The organism is Ectothiorhodospira lacustris (assembly GCF_022227845.1).
GTDB lineage: Bacteria > Pseudomonadota > Gammaproteobacteria > Ectothiorhodospirales > Ectothiorhodospiraceae > Ectothiorhodospira > Ectothiorhodospira lacustris.
Window position 1 is genome coordinate 39,753 of record NZ_JAJNQN010000004.1, and the last position, 19,012, is coordinate 58,764.

The following is a 19,012-nucleotide window of genomic DNA, read 5'->3' on the forward strand; positions in this document are numbered from 1 at the left end:
TTGGAAGGCGCATGCCGCAGAATGATCAGGATAGCGTATGGGTATCCCAGTTCCGGCCAAACAGTGCGGGAATTTGGTCGGGTGCAATCGGCTGACTGAAGTAATAACCCTGCAGGGTATGGCAGCACTGTCGGCTCAGCATTTGAGCCTGTTCCATGGTTTCAACGCCTTCGGCGGTGACTGTGAAACCCAGGCTTTCCCCCAGAGAAATAATGGCCCTGATGATCGCCAGGCTCTCGTTATCATGGGGCAAGCCGCTGACGAAGCTGCGATCCACCTTGAGATTATGCAAGGGCAGTCGCTTGAGATAACTCATTGAGGAATAGCCGGTGCCGAAATCATCCAGGGAAAATTTCAGGCCCAGTTCATGCAATTCGCGCAGGGTCTGCAGCGTTGTAACGCGCTCATCCATCAAGGTGCTTTCCGTGATTTCCAGTTCCAGATAACCGGCCTTGAGCCCCGTGTCCCGGAGAATATTCCGGACGGTACTGATCAATGTGCCATTTCTGAACTGAACCGGTGAAAGATTCACTGCGACCTGCAGGGGATAGCCTTGGTCGTGCCAGCTTGCGGCCTCCCGGCAGGCCGTGCGTAACACCCATTCGCCGATGGGAATGATCAGCCCGTTGTCTTCCGCCAAGGGAATGAATTCCATGGGAGAGACCACTCCCTGCCGAGGATGTGCCCAGCGGATCAGGGCCTCAACGGACAGGATGCGCCCTGTGTTCAGATCCAGTTGCGGTTGATAAACGAGAAAAAACTCTTCCGCTTCCAGGGCGCGGCGCAGGTCCGATTCCATGTTCATGCGTCGCATGGCCTGATGGGTGAGCGACGGGCTGTAAAATTGCGTATTGTTTCGTCCCAGGGACTTGGCGTGGTACATGGCTGTGTCCGCGTGCTTGATCAGGGTATCGGCATCTTTGCCGTCATCCGGATACACGGCGATGCCGATGCTGGCGGTCAGTACCATTTCCCGTCCCGCAAGAAAAAACGGCCGGCGCAGGAGTTCCTGTATTCGGTGGGCCACCATCAGGGCATCTTCGGGGTGGGCCATATCCGGAATGATCACGGTAAATTCATCACCGCCCAGGCGGGCCAGATTGATTCCCCGGGATTCAAACGCCGGACGGGACACCGTGTCAGTGGGACGCACTCCCAGGCGTAGACGCTGGGAGGCATGCTGCAGCAGCATGTCGCCGGTGGCATGGCCCAAGGTATCGTTGATGTGTTTGAAACCATCCAGGTCCAGGAACAACACCCCCAGCTGACAGTGACTGTTTCCGGCCCGGCGGATCTCTCCCTCCAGGCGTTCTACGAGATGCCGGCGGTTTGCCAACCCTGTCAGAGTGTCGAAGTAGGCCAGCCGATATATTTCGGAGTCGGCTTCCTTGCGGGCCGTGATGTCCCGGACCAGGCAGAGCGTTTCCTGGTCGTCGATGATCACGATCCGGGTTTCAAAGTAGCGAAGGGACCGATCCTGGTCCTGCAGGGTGTACTCGACGTACTGCATACCGCCTTCCTCACGCGCCTTTTTGACCGCGGCCAGATAGGACTGGAAAACCTCGTCGGGCAGGTTTTGTTGCAGATGTGTACCGGGTGGGGGGTGGGAATGGTCGTTCTGGCCGGCCAGCCTGTCCAGCACCATGCCGTCATCGGTAAGCCGGAACAGGGTGTCCGGTAGTGCGCTCAGGATGGCGGCGTTACGGGCATTGGCCCGGTGCAGGTCCAGGCGTGTCAGGTGAGCGCGCCACAGGTACTTCACCCGGTGTCCGATGAGGTCCCAGTGGATGGGCTTGGAAATGAAGTCCGTTGCGCCCACCTCGAAAGCCCGGGTGATGGAGCCTACATCGTCCATGCCGGTGACCATGACGATGGGCAACTCATCGCCGGCCTGCTGACGCAGGCGTTGACAGACCTCGAAGCCATCCAGGTCGGGCATGTCCACATCCAGCAGTACCATGTGGCAGTGCGCCTGTTCAAACGCGGCCAGTGTCTGCTCGCCATTCTGCGCGATGCAGGTGGTGAAGCCGGCCTTTTCCAGGGCGGTCGTCATCAGCATGAGCGTGGTGACGTCGTCGTCAGCCAGCAGAATCCGGACCCTGTCGCTCATGTGGCTGCCTGTACCCGGGCACGGATTTCGTTCAGGGTTGTACGGGAAACCTGTCGGAATGCCGTTGATAGACCATCGGTCACGCCCATGGGGTTTTCACGGGCACAGGTTTCCAGTTGTCGGCAGACCTCGGACAGGCGCATGGCGCCTACGTTACCCGAGCTGGACTTCAAGGCATGTGCGGCACTGCGCAAGGCCTCGGCATCGCCCGTGGTCATGGCTTCTTCGATCTGTCGAATCAGTGGAAGGGATGTTTCCAGATAGGCCTTGAATACCTTCATCAGAAGGTCCTGATCGGAGCCGCCGCCCAGGCGCAGCAGTCCATCAAGGGCCGGCTGGTGAAGCATCGAAGGGGTATCGGGGTGATCGAAAGGGGCCTGTGTCAGGTCATGGTCGGTCCGGGCGGCGGGCAGCCATTGCTGCAGCAGGCTGTAAAGTTGTTGGAGGGTATAGGGTTTCGGCAGGCAGGCCTGCATGCCGGCCGCAAGGCACTGATGCTGCTCCCGCACCGAGGCATTGGCGGTCAGTGCGATGACGGGTACCTCCCGGTGCCCCGGCGCCTGTCCCCCGCGTATCGCCGCGGTCGCCTGATAGCCGTCCATCACCGGCATCCGGCAATCCATCAGGATCAGGTCGGCCTTGATTGCATCCAGCATGGACACTGCCTCTTCTCCATTATTGGCAATGCTGACCCGGAGTCCCAGTTGTTCCAGCATGGCCTTGGCAACCAGCTGATTGACCGGATTGTCTTCCGCCAACAGGATATGCCCATCCAGAGGCCGGATATCGCCCCGCCCTTCCTGCGACCCGCCGCTCTCCTGCATGGATTCCGGGTTCCCGAAGCAGGTGCTGCGCAGCAGCCTCAAGTGGACAACAAATGTTGAGCCTTGTCCAGGGGCGCTATGCATGTCGATGGCCCCCCCCATGAGTTCCACCAGACGCCTGCAGATCGCCAGCCCCAGGCCGGTTCCTCCATAGCGCCGGGTGGTTGATCCATCTGCCTGAGCGAAGCGCTTGAATATTCTGTCCTTGGCCTCGGGTGCAATCCCGATGCCGGTGTCTTTCACTCGCAAATGGATCGAGTCCGCCTGGCCGGGGACCCTGTTGATCCGGGTAAACACCTGGATCTCCCCCTGGTCTGTGAACTTGATGGCGTTGCTCAGCAGATTGGTCACCACTTGCCGAAGCCTCAGGGGGTCGCCCTGAAACCACTGGGGCTGATCCGTCGGTGAGAAGTGCAGGGACAGCGTCAGGCCTTTCCTCTCCGCCGGTTCCTGGAACAGCTGGGCGCTGTCCTGGATCAGCGTCACCAGTTCGAAGTCCACTGACTCCAGTTGCATATGACCGGACTCCGCCTTGGAGAAGTCCAGGATATCGTCAATGATCCCCAGCAGGTGGCGGCTGGCCTGGAGGGCGGTTTCGGCATAGTGACGCTGCGCGGTTTCCAGCGGTGTGTTCAGCAGCAGTTCAGTCATTCCCAGTACCCCGTTCATCGGGGTTCTGATCTCATGACTCATGGTGGCCAGAAACTCACTTTTGGCCCGGTTGGCGGCTTCTGCGGCCTCCTTGGCCTGGAGCAACTCGTAGGTTCGGGCCGCCACGTCTTCCTCCAGTTGCTCCTTTTGTCGGCCGAGACGCCGGTCCCGCTCCTGGATTTCGCCCAACATGCTGTTGAGGCCCTGCGCGAGGGTGCTGATCTCATGGATATTGCTGGTGCCGGCGCGGACGCCGAGATCCGCGTCCTGGGTGACGCGTTTCATCAGGGCGGTCAGATTCGATACCGGCTGGATCACCCTGTCCCCCAGGCGTGTCATCAGCATCCGGCTGGCAAGCAGGGCCAGCGCCGCGGCCAGTACGGTGATCAGGATCAGTACCAACATCTGCACGTAGAGTGATCGCAGGCCGATGACGATCTGAATTGACCCCAAAGCCTCGCCTTCCATGATGATCGGCTGGGTCAGTCTGACCGCCGTCAGTCCATAGTCCGTGTCCTCCCGCAGCTTCCCTGGGTCATCGATCCGGACAGCGGCAGTGGGCTGATAGCGGGCGAAGGGTCGGCCGTTCCTGTCGTAGATCACCGCCGCCCGGGCATCGGGGGAATGGCGCAGAGATGAGAGCAGGTCCCGGGCGGCCTTGTTGTCATCGAACATCAGGCTGGCGGCGGCATTTTCCGCCAGGACCCTGGTCTTGACCCGATTGGCATCCAGCAGGCTGAGAAGGCTGACGGTCAATCCGCCGAGGATGGTGATCACGGCCATGATCGCGACCGAGATCCCCAGCGCCGTGCCGTTGATGCGCCGCAGCCGCTCCGCCAGGGAGAGGTGCCGACTTTCCGGGGCCGTGGTGGGCTTCATTGTTCCACCACCGTCGCCAGGCGCAGCAGTCTGGAACTGAGATTCAGGCCCTGTGAGCGAGCGGCCGTCAGGTTGGCTTCAAAGGCAATACGGTTGTGCTGCGTGACCATGTTGAGCGCCACGCCCTGCTGCACGGCGCCGGGTGAGTCGGCGACCGTCAGTATCGGTGAGCCCTGTACGCTATCCAGTATCCGGGGCAGTTGCCCGATGACGGCTCGGCTGATAAAGACCACCTGGCAGTTCGGTAGCTCGGCCAGCGTCGAGGTGCGGTGGGTGACGATCCGGCGTGTCCCCACCCGGCGTCGGTCGAGCTTGGCCAGGTACTCGTCGAAGGGGTCGCGACCATGGACACAAAGGTTGAGGGTATCCCCGACGTACTCAGGCCATTCGGTGAACAGGGCGAAATTGTAGAGAAAGGCTGCCTTGAGCTGGTATTCGGAGGGGCTGCCCGCCGAGCTTTGGATGGGTGTGAAAACGAAGGGGATATAAAGGAATAGAAAAGGGACGAGCATTCTCATCTGCGGTATGTCGCCCGCATGAGACCGCATGTCCTTTCTTCGAATGGTGTCCAGGTAAGCATTTCGAAGAGGGGCGCCGCCATGGCTTATTGAGTACGGGAAACAGTGTAGGACAAGCCCGCTCGCTTGTCTGCAGCCGGCCGGGGCGATAGGCTTTAGCCCCCTTTCAGCCCGGGTCCCAGTCATGTTTGCCAACCAGAGCCGAGAGCAACTCAGACAGATGTATTGCCGGGCCTGGAAAAAATCCCGGGCCGGTGAGCCCCTGCAGCCGCTGGAACAACAGGTCGCCCGGGTGATTCAGGACCACCCGGAGTATCAGGCCATGCTGGAGGCGCCGGAGGCAGCCTTGGCGGCAGAGTTCACGCCGGAGCAGGGGGCGGTCAATCCCTTCCTGCACATGGGCATGCACCTGGCCATCCGGGATCAGGTGGCCACGGACCGTCCGCAGGGTATTCGCACGGTCTTCGAGCGATTGCTGCCCCGACTCGGCCCCCTGGAGGCGGAACACGTCATGATGGACTGTCTCGGCCAAGCCCTGTGGGAGGCGCAGCGTTTCGGCAGGGCACCGGATGAGGCCGGCTATCTGGAATGCCTTCGTCGGGCAGCGGGCGGTACTTCGGCTTGAACCCTGCTGCCGGGCATTCCGGGGGTAGGATGTAGACAATTTTTTCGGCACGTCACATGAATCCGCGGCACATGCCCCGCCCGGCTCGGAAGGCACGCCTTGCCGGGGTGATCCTGGGTGAATGAGAACCGGTCAAGCCGTATCTCCCTGTAGAAACTGAGTTTATAGCCCTCATGACCGGTTGCGAAATATCACTGCAACCCTTGTGAATTCGCAAACTCTCACCCGGAGTAGCGATTTTTCGTCGCCTTTGGCCCCTAATCCGCTTGACCCGACCAGCCCCGCAATGTACGTTTTGTCATCAATTGTTCACTGCACAAAAACCTGGTTATTAACTAAGAAATGTGTTCACTGTGACTTCTCCGATCCTGCAAATTGCGCTGGCAAGCGGTTTCATGGCCGGTCTGGGGGTGCTCCTGGCCGGTATTCTGGCCATTGCCAATCGGCGTCTCTACGTCTTTGAAGACCCGCGCATCGATCAGCTGGAGGACCTGTTGCCGCGTGCCAACTGCGGGGCCTGCGGTGTCGCCGGCTGTCGCCCGTTTGCCGAGGCCCTGCTGGAAGGTCGTCTGGAACCGGCGCGCTGCACGGTGAATTCCAACGACATGAATCAGCAGATCGCCGACATGCTGGGCGTGGCCCTGGGCAGCCATGAGCGCCGCATCGCCCGCCTGGCCTGTGCCGGCGGCTCTCATGTGGCCGCCACCCGCGCCCGCTACCAAGGCCTCAAGTCCTGCCGTGCTGCCGCCCTGGTGTCCGGGGGCGGCAAGGGTTGCAGCTGGGGCTGTCTGGGCTTGGGGGATTGCGAAGTCGTTTGCGATTTCGATGCCATTCGCCTGGATCGTCATGGTCTTCCCGTGGTGGATCCGGTCCACTGCACCGGTTGCGGCGATTGCGTGGATGTCTGCCCGAAGAGTTTGTTCAGCCTGCAGCCGGAAAGTCATCGCCTCTGGGTGGCCTGCCTCAATAAAGACCTCCAGGATGAGGCCATGGCCCATTGCCAGGTGGTCTGCACCGCCTGCGGCCGCTGCGCCGCCGATGCGCCGGAGGGTCTGATCCGGATGGACGCCAACCTGGCCGTCATCGATTACACCAAGAATGCCCTGGCCTCTCCCGTGGCCATCCAGCGCTGCCCCACGGGGGCCATTGTCTGGCTGGAAGGGCAGGCGCCCCGCAAGGGGGCGGGCGCCCGCAAAGTCACCCGCAAGGAACCATTGCCACGCATGGAGCCCCTGCCGCGCGTCTGACCGCACGCTCGGCAGCTTCAGGGCTCGCCGGTCGACATGCCGTCGATCGGCTCTTTGGCATCCCCGCATGGAAAGCGCAGATACCGATTACAAAAACGTGACGGCCCATGAGCCGGCAGGAGAGAAACGACATGCTGTTCAAGCGCAAGTCATCGCAGGACTTCAAGTACCAGGGTACCCGTGCGGCCCTGGACGGCAATACGGCCGTTATCTATTGCGAACGTGAGTCTTCGGATGCGGCGGGGGCCTACCCCATCACCCCGTCCACGCAGATGGGTGAGATGTGGGCCGAAGAGGTGTCCAATGGCCATATCAACATCTCCGGTCGCTCCCTGGTGTTCATCGAACCGGAATCCGAGCATGCCGCCGCCGCCGTGACGGCCGGTCTGGCCATGACCGGTATGCGGGCCATCAATTTCTCCTCGGCCCAGGGCGTGGCGTTCATGCACGAGTCCCTGTATGCCGCCGCCGGCAAGCGTCTGCCCTATATCCTGAATATCGGCTGCCGTGCCATCACCAAGGCGGCGCTGAATGTGCACGCCTCCCACGATGACTACCACTGCGTGGACGACACCGGCTTCTTCCAGGTCTTCGCCAAGAATGCTCAGGAAGCGGCTGACTTGAACATCATCTCCCACAAGGTGGCCGAGCTGGCCCTGAATCCCGGTATCGTCGGTCAGGACGGCTTCCTCACTACCCATCTGATCGAGTCCATGAAGGTACCGGAACGGGCGCTGATCGCCGAGTTCCTGGGCCGCCCTGATGACATGATCGAGTGCCCGACCCCGGCCCAGAAGATGGTCTTCGGTGAGAAGCGTCGTCGCATCCCCGCCACCTGGGACGTGGACAACCCCATGGTCTCCGGTGCCCTGCAGAACCAGGATGCCTACATGCAGCAGGTGGCGGCCCAGCGGCCCTACTTCTACGATCATGTGGCCGAACTCACCGATCAGTGCATGGAAGAGTTCTATCAGCTCACCGGTCGCCGCTATGCCCGTGCCTCCGGCTATCGTACCGACGACGCCGAGTACCTGATCGTGGGGCAGGGCAGCATGGTGGCCACTGCCGAGGCCGTGGCCGACCACCTGCGTGAAACCCGCGGCATCAAGCTGGGTGTGGTGAACATCACCATGTTCCGTCCCTTCCCCGGTGCCCTGCTGGCCGCCCTGCTCAAGGGCCGCAAGGGCGTGGCCGTGCTGGAGCGGACCGACCAGCCCCTGGCGGAAGACCTGCCGCTGATGCGCGAGACCCGTTCCGCCCTGGGCAAGGCCATCGAGAACGGCCTGGCCGGCAAGGGCGAGGCCAAGCCGTATTCCGATTATCCGGCCTTTGATCGCAACGGCGACATCCCGCGCCTGTACTCCGGCGCTTACGGCCTGGGTTCCCGCGATCTGCAGCCCGAAGGACTGATCGCCGCAGTGGAAAACATGCTGCCCGAGGGCGGCAAGCGCACCTTCTTCTATCTGTCGGTGGACTTCATTCGTGATCAGGCCGCCAGCCCCAAGCAGGAACTGCATCAGCAGGCCCTGCTGGAGGCCTATCCAAACATCAAGAGCATGGCCCTGCGGGGGTCCGAGAACCCGAGCCTGATGCCTGATGGTGCCATCGCAGTGCGTCTGCACTCCGTGGGTGGTTGGGGCGCCATGACCACCGGTAAGAACCTGGCCATGACCCTGTTCGACCTGCTGGACTTCCACATCAAGGCCAACCCCAAGTACGGTTCCGAGAAGAAGGGCCAGCCTACTACCTACTACCTGGCTGCGGCGCCGGAGCCCATCCGCGTCAGCAACGAGCTCAAGCAGGTGGACGTGGTGCTGTCCCCCGATCCCAACGTGTTCGATCACTCCGATCCCCTGTCCGGTCTGAACAAGGGCGGCGTGTTCATCATTCAGTCTTCCCTGGAGAACCCGGAGGCGGTGTGGCGCAGTTTCCCGCCGGCGGCCCAGCGCTATATTCGTGACAATGAGATCCGCGTCTTCTACCTGGACGCCTTCAAGATCGCCCGTGACGAGGCCTCCAATGCGGACCTGCAGTTCCGCATGCAGGGCATCGCCTTCCAGGGTGCCTTCTTCGCCGCCTCCCCGGTGATGCAGCGCAAGAACCTCACCGAGCAGACCCTGTTCAAGGCCATCGAAGACCAGTTGCAGGAGAAGTTCGGCGGCAAGGGTGCCCGTGTGGTGCAGGACAACCTGCGCGTGGTGCGGCGTGGTTTCGACGAACTGGTGGAGATCACCGAGAAGCAGCCCACCACCGACAACCTGGCAGCCCTGGTGGATCGCAGCGCCCCGGAAATGCCGGTGATGCTCAAACGCATGCCTCAGTCTCTGAGTGCCTCCGGCGACATCCATCGCTTCTGGGAACAGACCGGCAGCTTCTATCTCTCCGGTCAGGGCAATGACAATCTGGCGGACCCCTTCATCGGCATGTCTCTGATTCCGGCTTCCACCGGCATCTTCCGCGACATGACCCAGATCCGCTTCGACTATCCGGAGTGGCTGCCGGAGAAGTGCACTGCCTGCGGCGACTGCTATACCGTCTGCCCCGACAGTGCCATTCCCGGCCTGGTCCATACCCTGGGCGAAGTGTTCGAAACCGCCGTGCGTCGTATCGAGATCGGCGGCAAGCCCACCCGTCACCTGCGCCGTGCCGTACGTGACCTGGAAAAGCGCCTGCGTAATGCCCTGACCCAGGCCGGTGACGGTGCCGACGTGCGCGCCGAGCTGGATTTTGCCATTACCCATCTGCTGGCCGAGACCGACCTGCAGGGCGACGACAAGACCCGTCTGGAAAAGGAACTGGGCTGGCTCAAGGAGTCCATCGGCGACTTCCAGTTCGCCGCCACCCGCCCCTTCTTCAGTGCCATGGAAAAGCGCACCAAGGGCAGCGGCGGTCTGTTCTCCCTGACCCTCAATCCCTACACCTGCAAGGGCTGCATGGAGTGCGTGCGCATCTGTGAGGACGAGGCCCTGGTGGTGACCCCGCAGACCCCGGAAAGCGTGGACACCATGCGCCGCAACTGGGACCTCTGGATGGATCTGCCCACCACCCGTCCGGACTATATCCGCATCGAGGACCTGGATGAGGGCATCGGCGCCCTGGAAACTCTGCTGCTGGATAAGAAGGCCTACGGCTCCATGAACTGCGGCGACTCCGCCTGCCTGGGCTGCGGCGAAAAGACCACCGTGCATCTGTTCACCGCCACCGTGACCGCCCTGATGCAGCCCCGCGTCAAGGCTCAGCTCAAGAAGCTGGATGACCTCATCGGCCGTCTGGAACAGCATGTGCGTCTGAAGCTGGCGGAAGGCATGGACCTGTCCAACGTCCAGGCCGTCAATCAGGTGATCGGTGAGCATGCCGACAAGGACCTGACCCTGGCCCGCCTGTCCACCGCCCTGGATGCCGGCGGTAGCCATACCGTCGATCCGGACTGGTTGCAGTGGATTACCGGCGTGCTGGCCAGGCTCAAGGATCTGCGCTGGCGTTATCTGGAGGGCCCATCCGGCCGTGGTCGCACCGAGATGGGCGTCATCAACGCCACCGGTTGTACCTCCGTATGGGGTTCCACCTTCCCCTACAGCCCGTACCCGTTCCCCTGGGCCAGCCATCTGTTCCAGGACACCCCGTCCATGGCCATGGGCATTTTCGAAGGCCATATGGCCAAGATGGCCGACGGCTTCAAGGCCATCCGCATGGCGGAGCTGGAGCTGGCCGGCACCTACAATCCGGTGGAGCATGAGCCCTTCTTCGCCCAGTTCAACTGGGAGCAGTTCAGCGACGAAGAATTCCACCTCTGCCCGCCGGTAGTGGGGATCGGCGGCGACGGTGCCATGTACGACATCGGCTTCCAGAACCTGTCCCGTGCCCTGATGTCGGGCATGCCCATCAAGGTGCTGGTGGTGGATACCCAGGTGTACTCCAACACCGGTGGCCAGGCCTGTACCTCCGGTTTCGTCAGCCAGGTGTCCGACATGGCCCCCTACGGCAAGGCCTGGAAAGGCAAGGAAGAGATCCGCAAGGAGATCAGCCTGATCGGCCTGGCCCACCGCACCAGCTACGTGATGCAGGGTGCCATCTCCCATGTGACCCACCTGCTGGAGAGCTTCATCGAGGGTCTCAACGCCCGTCGTCCGGCCCTGTTCAACGTCTATGCCGTATGCCCGCCGGAGCATGGGGTGGGTGATGACGTGGCCTTCGCCCAGTCGAAACTGGCGGTAGAGTCCCGTGCCTATCCGTTGTTCCGCTACAACCCGGACAAGGGTGTGACCTTCCGCGAATGCTGCACCCTGGAAGGCAACCCGGCCATCGATCAGGACTGGCCCACCTACACCCTGACGTATCAGGAAGAGGACGGTAGCCAGGCCACCATGGAACTGCCCATGACCTTCGCCGACTTCGCCCTGACCGAAGGTCGCTTCCGCAAGCACTTCCGCAAGGCCCCGGTGGAGACCTGGAACGACGACATGGTGCCCATGGCCGAGTTCCTGCAGTTGTCCGAGGATGAGCGGGAAGGTCGTTTCCCTTACATCTGGGCCGTGGATGCCAAGAACCGCCTGACCCGGGTGCTGGTGTCCGAGGAACTGGTGCTGTCCGCCGAAGAACGTCTGGAGTTCTGGCATCAGCTCAAGGGCCTGCTGGGTCTGGATCACGAGGTGGTGGACGTGGACGCCGTGGCGGCCCAGACCCGCGCCGACATGGCCCAGCGTCTGTCCAGTGCCCTATTGTCCCTGGTCAGCGGCGAGGGCGCCGCGAAGCTGGCGGATACCCTGCAGGCACCCGCGCCTGCACCGGTGGTGATTCCCGCCGCCCCGACGGCACCGGCCCCCGCCGTGTCGGCAGCGTCGGTCAATGGCAGCAACGGCAACGGCAACGGCAACGGCCATGCGGCTCAGGGCAACGGGCTGGAATACGAACCGGTCTGGGTGGAAACCACCGAATGCACCGCCTGCGACGAGTGTGTGCAGATCGCGCCCGGGGTGTTTGTCTATGACGACAACCGCCAGGCAGTGGTGACCAATCCCCAGGGGGCGCCGTACAAGGACATCGTGCGGGCCGCCGAGAAATGCACCGTGATGGCGGTGCATCCGGGCACCCCCTTCAACCCCAACGAGCCCGATGCTGAAAAGCTGATGAAGCGGGCCCTGAAGTTCAACTGACCATGGGCATCCTGTCATTTCTGACGGGGCTCACCTTCCCCCGGGGGGTCCATCCCCCCGGGTTGAAGGAAGACACCCGTGGCAAGCCCATTCGTCGGTTGCCCTTTGCACCCCGTATGGTGATACCCCTGCAGCAGCACTTCGGCCGGCCCTCCCGACCCTTGGTGCTCAAGCACCAAGAGGTGCTGCGAGGGCAGCCCATCGCCGAGGCGGATGGTTTTGAGTCCGTGACCTTGCATGCCCCGGTGACCGGGGTGGTGGAGGGGATCGAACTCATGCCTACGGCCAGAGGACCCAAGACCGAATCCATCCTGATCCGTACCGCGCCCGGTGACAGTCAGGCCATTCACTGGTCCCGGCCCCGGGATCTGGAACGGCTCAACCGCCCGCAACTGATCCAGGCGATTCAGGAAATCGGCCTGGTGGGGCAGGGCGGGGCGGCGTTTCCGACCCACATGAAGCTGTCGGTGCCGGATGGCTTCGACATCGATACCTTGGTGATCAATGGCTGCGAGTGCGAGCCCTATCTCAGTGCCGATCACCGCATCATGCTGGAACAGACCGATGCGGTGATCGTCGGTATCCGTATCGCCATGAAGGCCGTGGGGGCCACCCGTGCCGTCATCGGGGTGGAGGATGACAAACCCGACGCCATCGAGGCCCTGCAGGCCCGGCTGGACAAGGAAGGCCCCATCTCCGTGGGCAAGGTCCGGAGTAAATACCCCCAGGGTTCGGAGAAGATGCTCATCAAGGCCCTGCTCAAGCGGGAGGTGCCCTCCGGACATTTCCCGTACCACATCGGGGTGGTGGTCAACAACGTGGGCACCATGGCTCAGCTGGGTACCCTGCTGCCCCGGGGCGAGGGTCTGGTGGAGCGCGTGGTGACCGTGGCCGGTCCCGGCATCACCCGTCCGGGGAATTACCGGGTACCCATCGGTACCCCGCTGCGCTATCTGTTGCAGCACGTGGGTTTCACGGGCAGTGACGCCAGCCACATCATCCTGGGTGGCCCCATGATGGGCAATACCGTCTCATCCCTGGACGTGCCCGTCACCAAGGGGGTGTCCGGCGTGGTGGTGCTGCCCGATCCCGAGGCGGAGGACACTCGCATGCAGCCCTGCATCCGCTGCGGACGCTGTGTGGAGGCCTGTCCGGTGGGACTGAACCCCTCGGACCTGGGCAAGCTGGCCGCCGTGCGCCAGTACGAGGTGATGGAGGAGCGCTACCATCTCAATGACTGCTTTGAGTGCGGCTGCTGCAGCTATGTGTGCCCCTCCAATATCCCTCTGGTGCAGTACTTCCGCATCGCCAAGTCCCTGAACCGGGAGCGCCTCAAGTGACCCCGCTGAAAATCGAACTCAAGACCTCGCCGCACCTGAAGCAGGCGGGCAGCGTGGAGCAGATCATGCGCCACGTCACCTATGCCCTCCTGCCCATCTGCGCCTTTTCGGTCTATCACTTCGGCATCAGCGCCCTGGCGCTGATGATCACTGCCACGGTGACCTGCGTCCTGACCGAGCACCTGTTCGCCAAGCTCTCGGGCAAGCGCACCAGCGTGTCCGATTTCAGCGCCGTCATCACCGGCCTGCTGCTGGCCCTGACCCTGCCGCCATCCTTCCCCCTGTGGATGGCCGCCCTGTCCGGTTTCATCGGTATTTCATTGGCCAAGGTCATGTTCGGCGGCATGGGGTATAACCTGTTCAACCCGGCCCTGGTGGGGCGGGCGTTTGCCCAGGCGGCCTTCCCGGTTTCCGTCTCCACCTGGACGGTGCCGGGTCATCCGGACCGCTTCACCGAGTTCCTGCCGTCCACCCTGGCCATGCCCTTCACCACGCCGGCGCCGGTGGATGCCTGGACGGCGGCTACGCCCTTGGCCCAGTGGAAGTTCGACGGTATCCATGCGGATGCCTGGTCCCTGTTCACCGGCATGACGCCGGGTTCCGTGGGCGAGACCTCGGCCATCCTGATCCTGCTCTGCGGCCTCTACCTGATCGCCCGGGGCATGATGAACTGGCGTATCCCGGCCGCAGTGCTGGGCAGCGCCTTTGTCACCGCCTCGGTGTTCTACTGGATGGATCCCGCGTTTTACCCCACACCCTGGTTCGTGTTGCTCTCCGGTGGTCTGATGCTGGGCGCGATGTTCATGGCCAGTGACATGGTGGCTTCGCCCATTACCCGGTCGGGGATCTGGATCTACGGCATCCTGATCGGTTTCCTGGCGGTGATCATCCGGTTCTTCGGCGGTCTGCCGGAAGGCATCATGTACGCCATCTTGCTGGGTAACGCGGTGGCACCGCTGATCGAACGCATCACCCAGCCCAGGCCCTACGGCAGTCGCAAGCGGAGGGACGCGGCATGAGTACGACCCAGACTTCTTCCGTGGCCCGCCCAGCGCCCACCTCCAGCTTCAGGCTGGTGGGCACCCTGGGATTGATCGCCCTGTTTTCGGGATTGCTGGTGGTGAGCGTGTTCGAGTTCACCAAACCCTATATCGAGGAAAACCAGCGGCGCGCCCTGGAGGCCGCTGTATTCCAGGTGGTGCCCGGCGCGGTGTCCCGTCAGGACTACGTGCTCACCGCCGAGGGCCTGTTCCCGGCCGCCGAGGCCCCGGCACCCGGGCAGCGGGTGTTTGCCGCCTACGATGCCGAGGGCAGTCTGCGGGGCATTGCACTGCAGGCCTCGGCCCGCGGCTATGCAGACGTGATCCGCGTCCTCTACGGCTATGATCCGTCCTGTGAATGCATTATCGGCATGACCGTACTGGAGACCCGGGAAACCCCCGGGCTGGGCGACAAGATCGAGACCGATGCCCGTTTCGTGGCCAACTTCGAGCGTCTGGATGCCCGACTCAATCCGACCGGCACCGGCCTGGCCAATGCCATCGTCACGGTGAAGCAGGGCCACAAGGAACAGCCCTGGGAGATCGACGGCATCACCGGGGCCACCATCTCCGCCAATGCCATCGGACGCATGCTGAGCGACAGTGCCGATACAGTGCTGCCGCGACTGGTGCCCTACTGGACCGTGCTTGAAGGAGGCGCCTGAACATGGCGGCCAATACCGAAAAACCCATCACCCTGGATACCTTTCTGATCGGTCTCTGGCGGGAGAATCCGGTGTTCGTCATGCTGCTGGGCATGTGTCCCGTGCTGGCGGTGACCAACTCCGTGGTCAACGCCCTGGCCATGGGGCTGGCCACCACCTTCGTGCTGCTGTGCTCCACCGCCCTGGTGGCGCTATTGCGCCGGCACATCCCCAAGGAAGTGCGCATCGCGTCCTATATCGTGATCATCGCCACCTTCGTGACCGTGGTGGACTATCTGATCCATGCCATCAGCCTGGAGATCTATCAGGCCCTGGGCGCCTTTATCCAGCTCATCGTGGCCAACTGCATGATCCTGGGCCGGGCCGAGGCGTTTGCCTCCCGCAACCGGGTGAGCACCACCGTGGTGAACTCGTTGGGCATGGGCATCGGCTTTACCATCGCCCTGCTGTGCCTGGGTTCGGTGCGTGAACTGCTGGGGGCCGGTACGTTGCTGGGCATTCCGGTGTTCGGTGAAGGGTTCGAGCCCTGGATCATCATGCTGCTGCCGCCGGGTGGTTTCTTCGTCCTGGGGGCCTGGCTGCTTCTGTTCGCCTGGGTCAAGGAGCGGCAGCTCAAACAGAAGACGGCCGACGCCGGGGAGGCGGGTGTCCATGCACGCTGATTCACTGACCTACATCTTTTTGAATGCGGCCATCATCAATAACTTCGTGCTGGCCCTGTTTCTGGGGATCTGCCCCCTGCTGGGGGTCTCCGGCAAGATCAGCACGGCCTTCTCCATGGGGCTGGCCACCGCCTTCGTGATGCTGATCAGCTCGGTGTCGGCCTGGCTGATCAATGAGTTTTTGCTGTACTTCAATCTGGAGTTCCTGCGCCTGATCGCCTATATCGCGGTGATCGCCTCGGCGGTGCAACTGGTGGAGATGACCATCAAGAAGTTCAGTCCGCCCCTGTACCGGGCGCTGGGGATCTTCCTGCCCCTGATCACCACCAACTGCGCCATCCTGGGTGTGGCCCTGTTCCAGACCAACTATGAGTACAGCTTCAGCCAGTCCCTGGTGTACAGCCTGGGGGCCGGCGCGGGCTTCATTATTGCCATCGTGTTGATGGCGGGGCTACGAGAGAAGCTGGAACTGGCGGATGTGCCGGCCATCGCCCGGGGCGCGGCCATGAGTCTGATGCTGGCGGGGATCCTGTCCCTGGCCTTCATGGGCTTTGCAGGCCTGGGCGGCAGCACGGCATGATGACCTATCTGCTGGCGGTGGGCCTGATCTTCCTGATGTTTGCCGGCTGGGTGCTGGTGCAGGCGGCGGCCCGCCGCCTGGCCCGGCGTCACCCGGAGCTGGGGCCGTTCCGGGAAGGGGGGGGCTGCGGTACGGGGCAGTGCGGTTGCGGCTCGCCCTGTAGCAAGCGTCGTCAGGCAGTGCGGGACGCTCACTGACTCCGTCGCAGCCGGCCTGTGCCCTCAGGCGTTAGGCGGCGAACTGCGCCTCGATCTCCGCCGCCGACACCGGGCGGCTGAACAGGAATCCCTGGCCCACCCGGCAGCCGTGCTCCAGCAGAAAATCCCGCTGGGCGGTGGTTTCCACCCCCTCTGCGATGACCTCCAGGCCCAGGTTCCCGGCCAGACCGATGATGGCGCGGATGATGGCGGCATCCTCCGGGTGGGCGGCGGGGTCGTCCGCCAGATCCCTGACGAAGGACTGATCGATCTTCAGGCTTTGCACCGGCAGGCGCTTGAGATAGTTCAGGGAGGAATAGGCGGTGCCGAAGTCGTCAATGGAGATGCGAAAGCCCATGCGGGTGAGCTGCGACAGAATGTCGATGGTCTGTTCCACGGAACTCATGGCGGCGCTCTCGGTGATCTCAAACTCGATCAGCCGGGTGTCCACCGCGAACTCCTCCATGATCTCCATGATCCGTTCCAGCAGATCCGACTGATGAAACTCCCGCGGGGACAGATTGATGGCCAGCGGCAGCAGGGGCTGCCCCTCCGACTGCCAGGCCCGAATCTGCAGGCAGGCCTGCCTGAGCACTTCCGAACCCAGCTCCAGGATCAGCCCGGTCTCTTCCGCCAGTGGGATGAAACGTCCAGGCATCACCATGCCCCAGTCCGGGTGTTGCCAGCGGATCAGGGCTTCCATGCTGAGTATGCGGTTGGTGCGCATGTCTACGCGGGGCTGGTAGTGAAGTAGAAACTGCCCCTGCTCCAGGCCCTGGCGCATGGCCTGCTCCAGCTGCATGCGCTCATGGAGTTGCTCGTCCAGGTCGCGGGTATAGAAGTGATAACTGCGAGGGCCGTGTGCCTTGGCCCGTGACAGGGCGACATCCGCATGCCGGATCAGGTCTTCGGCGCGTGCGCTGTCGGCGGGGTACATGGCCAGGCCGATGCTAAAGCCGGTGACCAGCGTGACCTTATCCAGCGTAATGGGCTGGGTGAAGGCCATTTGCAGTTTTTCCACCACGGGCACCACATCCCGGGGGGCATGGAGCTGGGTGAGCATGAGGATGAATTCGTCACCACCAAAGCGCGCCACCGTGTCTCCCTCGCGCAGCAGCCCCTTCAGGCGAGCGGCCACGCGGCGCAGCAGCTGGTCCCCCTGCCCATGGCCGAGGGAGTCGTTGATGGTCTTGAAGTCGTCCAGGTCCAGAAAGGCGACGGCGAGCATGGTCTTGTCACGGCGCGCCTGGGCCAGGGCCTGGGTCAGTCGGTCCATCATGAGATCCCGGTTGGGCAGCCCGGTGAGGTTGTCGTGGAAGGCCAGGAAGTCCAGGCGGTCCGTGAGCTGCTTGCGATCGGTGATGTCCTCCGCGAGCTTGATGTACTGGACAATGGTGCCGTCTTCATCGCGAACCGGGTAGATGCGGGCTTGTTCCCAGTAGGTTTCCCCGGATTTCTTGCGGTTGCGGAATTCGCCTTCCCATATTTGTTCCCTCTGCAGGGTGGTCATCAGATGACGCTGACCCGTGTCTTCAACGGGATGTTGCGCCAGGGACTGGACATTGGCCCCCAGCATTTCCTCCGGGGCGAAGCCGGTCACGTCGCAGAAACGATGATTGACGTACTGGATGGCGCCGTCGGGATCGGTGATGACGACAATGCTGGGACTCTGGTCCACGGCAAAGGCCAGCCGCTGCAAATGGCTCTCGGTGCGGCGGCGGTCGGTGATGTCCAGATGTGAGCCCACCATGCGTGCCGGCCGGCCGTCGGCGCCATGGATGACTGAGCCCTGGGCCAGCATCCAGCGGTAGGAGCCGTCCTTGTGGCGCATGCGAAATTCCATGATATAGCGCCCATCGGGTCTTTCCAGGTACGTGGTCACCTGTTTTTGCGTTGCCTCCCGGTCCTCGGGGTGCAGCAATGCCTGCCAGGCGGTGTAGTCATGGCCGATCTCTTCTTCAGCGTAGCCCAGTTGTGTTTTCCATTCCGGGGAGTAGTACACCTCGCCGGTCTGCAGATCCCAGTCAAACAGGCCGATGCGCCCACCCTTGATGGCCTCCTGAAGCCGCATTTGATCCCGAAGTTTTTCCTTGCGTTCTGTGATATCGCGAAGGTAGACCACGGATACTTCCCAACCTTCCATGCGCATGGGAACCGCCCGCAGATCGGCGGACAGAATGCCGCGGGAGGCATGGGCAATCTCGATTTCCATGGGTTCGTCGGGGCTTACCACGAAGCCGAAAATTTCTCCGCGGAGCTGCTCAACCGGAGTGCCGAACAGGTGGGCGGCCGCCTGATTGGCATATTGAATGATGCCCTGGGCGTTCAGCAGCAGGATGGCGTCGGAAGCCTGCTCGACCATCTGTTCAAAGTGACGGGCACAAGGTGTGTGGATAGTCATCACCGTACGCTCAGGCTTCTGGTCGGGGAGTGCCTTGTCAGGTGGCGGCTTGATGGGCTTGATCATGGAAGGAGGGGATGACTCTGAATAATCCGGTGTGGCTCGGGTCCTGAGTCAGGT

Annotated in this window: 13 protein-coding genes; 9 read left to right on the top strand and 4 right to left on the bottom strand. The window is 62.6% G+C overall.

Going from position 1 to position 19,012, the window contains the following annotated elements; all coding sequences use genetic code 11:
* Positions 1-25: 25 nt before the first annotated feature.
* The 3 genes from LQ956_RS04545 to LQ956_RS04555 are packed head-to-tail and all read right to left on the bottom strand — an operon-like array spanning position 26 to position 4,976.
* Positions 26-2,110, bottom strand: coding sequence for an EAL domain-containing response regulator (locus LQ956_RS04545; RefSeq protein ID WP_238629621.1), 2,085 nt, complete (start codon positions 2,108-2,110; stop codon positions 26-28).
* Positions 2,107-4,464 carry an ATP-binding protein gene (locus tag LQ956_RS04550; protein ID WP_238629620.1) on the bottom strand — a complete coding sequence of 786 codons (2,358 nt, stop codon included), beginning with the start codon at positions 4,462-4,464 and terminating at the stop codon, positions 2,107-2,109. The genes LQ956_RS04545 and LQ956_RS04550 overlap by 4 nt, the downstream gene beginning before the upstream one ends.
* On the bottom strand, positions 4,461-4,976 hold the full coding sequence (locus LQ956_RS04555; protein ID WP_238629619.1) for a YfiR family protein: 516 nt from the start codon (positions 4,974-4,976) through the stop codon (positions 4,461-4,463). Before LQ956_RS04555 ends, LQ956_RS04550 begins: the two co-directional genes overlap by 4 nt.
* A gap of 190 nt (positions 4,977-5,166) precedes the next feature.
* Between LQ956_RS04555 and LQ956_RS04560 the strand changes: the two genes are divergently transcribed.
* From LQ956_RS04560 to LQ956_RS04600, 9 genes are all read left to right on the top strand, one after another.
* The gene (locus LQ956_RS04560) at positions 5,167-5,607 is read left to right on the top strand and encodes a DUF1841 family protein (RefSeq protein ID WP_238622521.1); all 441 of its coding nucleotides are present in this window, start codon (positions 5,167-5,169) and stop codon (positions 5,605-5,607) included.
* Between the two features lie 353 nt (positions 5,608-5,960).
* Complete coding sequence (locus LQ956_RS04565; RefSeq protein WP_347402067.1) at positions 5,961-6,854, top strand: RnfABCDGE type electron transport complex subunit B; 894 nt, start codon at positions 5,961-5,963, stop codon at positions 6,852-6,854.
* Between the two features lie 131 nt (positions 6,855-6,985).
* Positions 6,986-12,007 (top strand): 2-oxoacid:acceptor oxidoreductase family protein, encoded by a 5,022-nt coding sequence (locus LQ956_RS04570; RefSeq protein WP_238622522.1) that lies wholly within the window; start codon positions 6,986-6,988, stop codon positions 12,005-12,007.
* A gap of 2 nt (positions 12,008-12,009) precedes the next feature.
* The gene (gene rsxC / locus LQ956_RS04575) at positions 12,010-13,347 is read left to right on the top strand and encodes an electron transport complex subunit RsxC (protein WP_238622523.1); all 1,338 of its coding nucleotides are present in this window, start codon (positions 12,010-12,012) and stop codon (positions 13,345-13,347) included.
* Positions 13,344-14,366 (top strand): RnfABCDGE type electron transport complex subunit D, encoded by a 1,023-nt coding sequence (locus LQ956_RS04580; protein WP_238622524.1) that lies wholly within the window; start codon positions 13,344-13,346, stop codon positions 14,364-14,366. The genes rsxC and LQ956_RS04580 overlap by 4 nt, the downstream gene beginning before the upstream one ends.
* Positions 14,363-15,052 carry an RnfABCDGE type electron transport complex subunit G gene (locus LQ956_RS04585; RefSeq protein ID WP_238622525.1) on the top strand — a complete coding sequence of 230 codons (690 nt, stop codon included), beginning with the start codon at positions 14,363-14,365 and terminating at the stop codon, positions 15,050-15,052. Before LQ956_RS04580 ends, LQ956_RS04585 begins: the two co-directional genes overlap by 4 nt.
* 2 nt (positions 15,053-15,054) lie before the next feature.
* On the top strand, positions 15,055-15,714 hold the full coding sequence (rsxE, locus tag LQ956_RS04590; protein ID WP_238622526.1) for an electron transport complex subunit RsxE: 660 nt from the start codon (positions 15,055-15,057) through the stop codon (positions 15,712-15,714).
* Positions 15,704-16,294 carry an electron transport complex protein RnfA gene (locus tag LQ956_RS04595; protein ID WP_008932382.1) on the top strand — a complete coding sequence of 197 codons (591 nt, stop codon included), beginning with the start codon at positions 15,704-15,706 and terminating at the stop codon, positions 16,292-16,294. Before rsxE ends, LQ956_RS04595 begins: the two co-directional genes overlap by 11 nt.
* A complete protein-coding gene (locus LQ956_RS04600; RefSeq protein ID WP_238622527.1) occupies positions 16,291-16,491 on the top strand; it encodes a hypothetical protein in 201 nt (66 codons plus the stop codon). Before LQ956_RS04595 ends, LQ956_RS04600 begins: the two co-directional genes overlap by 4 nt.
* Before the next feature lie 31 nt (positions 16,492-16,522).
* On the opposite strand, the gene LQ956_RS04605 is transcribed toward LQ956_RS04600, so the two are convergent.
* Positions 16,523-18,958, bottom strand: coding sequence for a sensor domain-containing protein (locus LQ956_RS04605; protein WP_238629618.1), 2,436 nt, complete (start codon positions 18,956-18,958; stop codon positions 16,523-16,525).
* Positions 18,959-19,012: the final 54 nt, after the last annotated feature.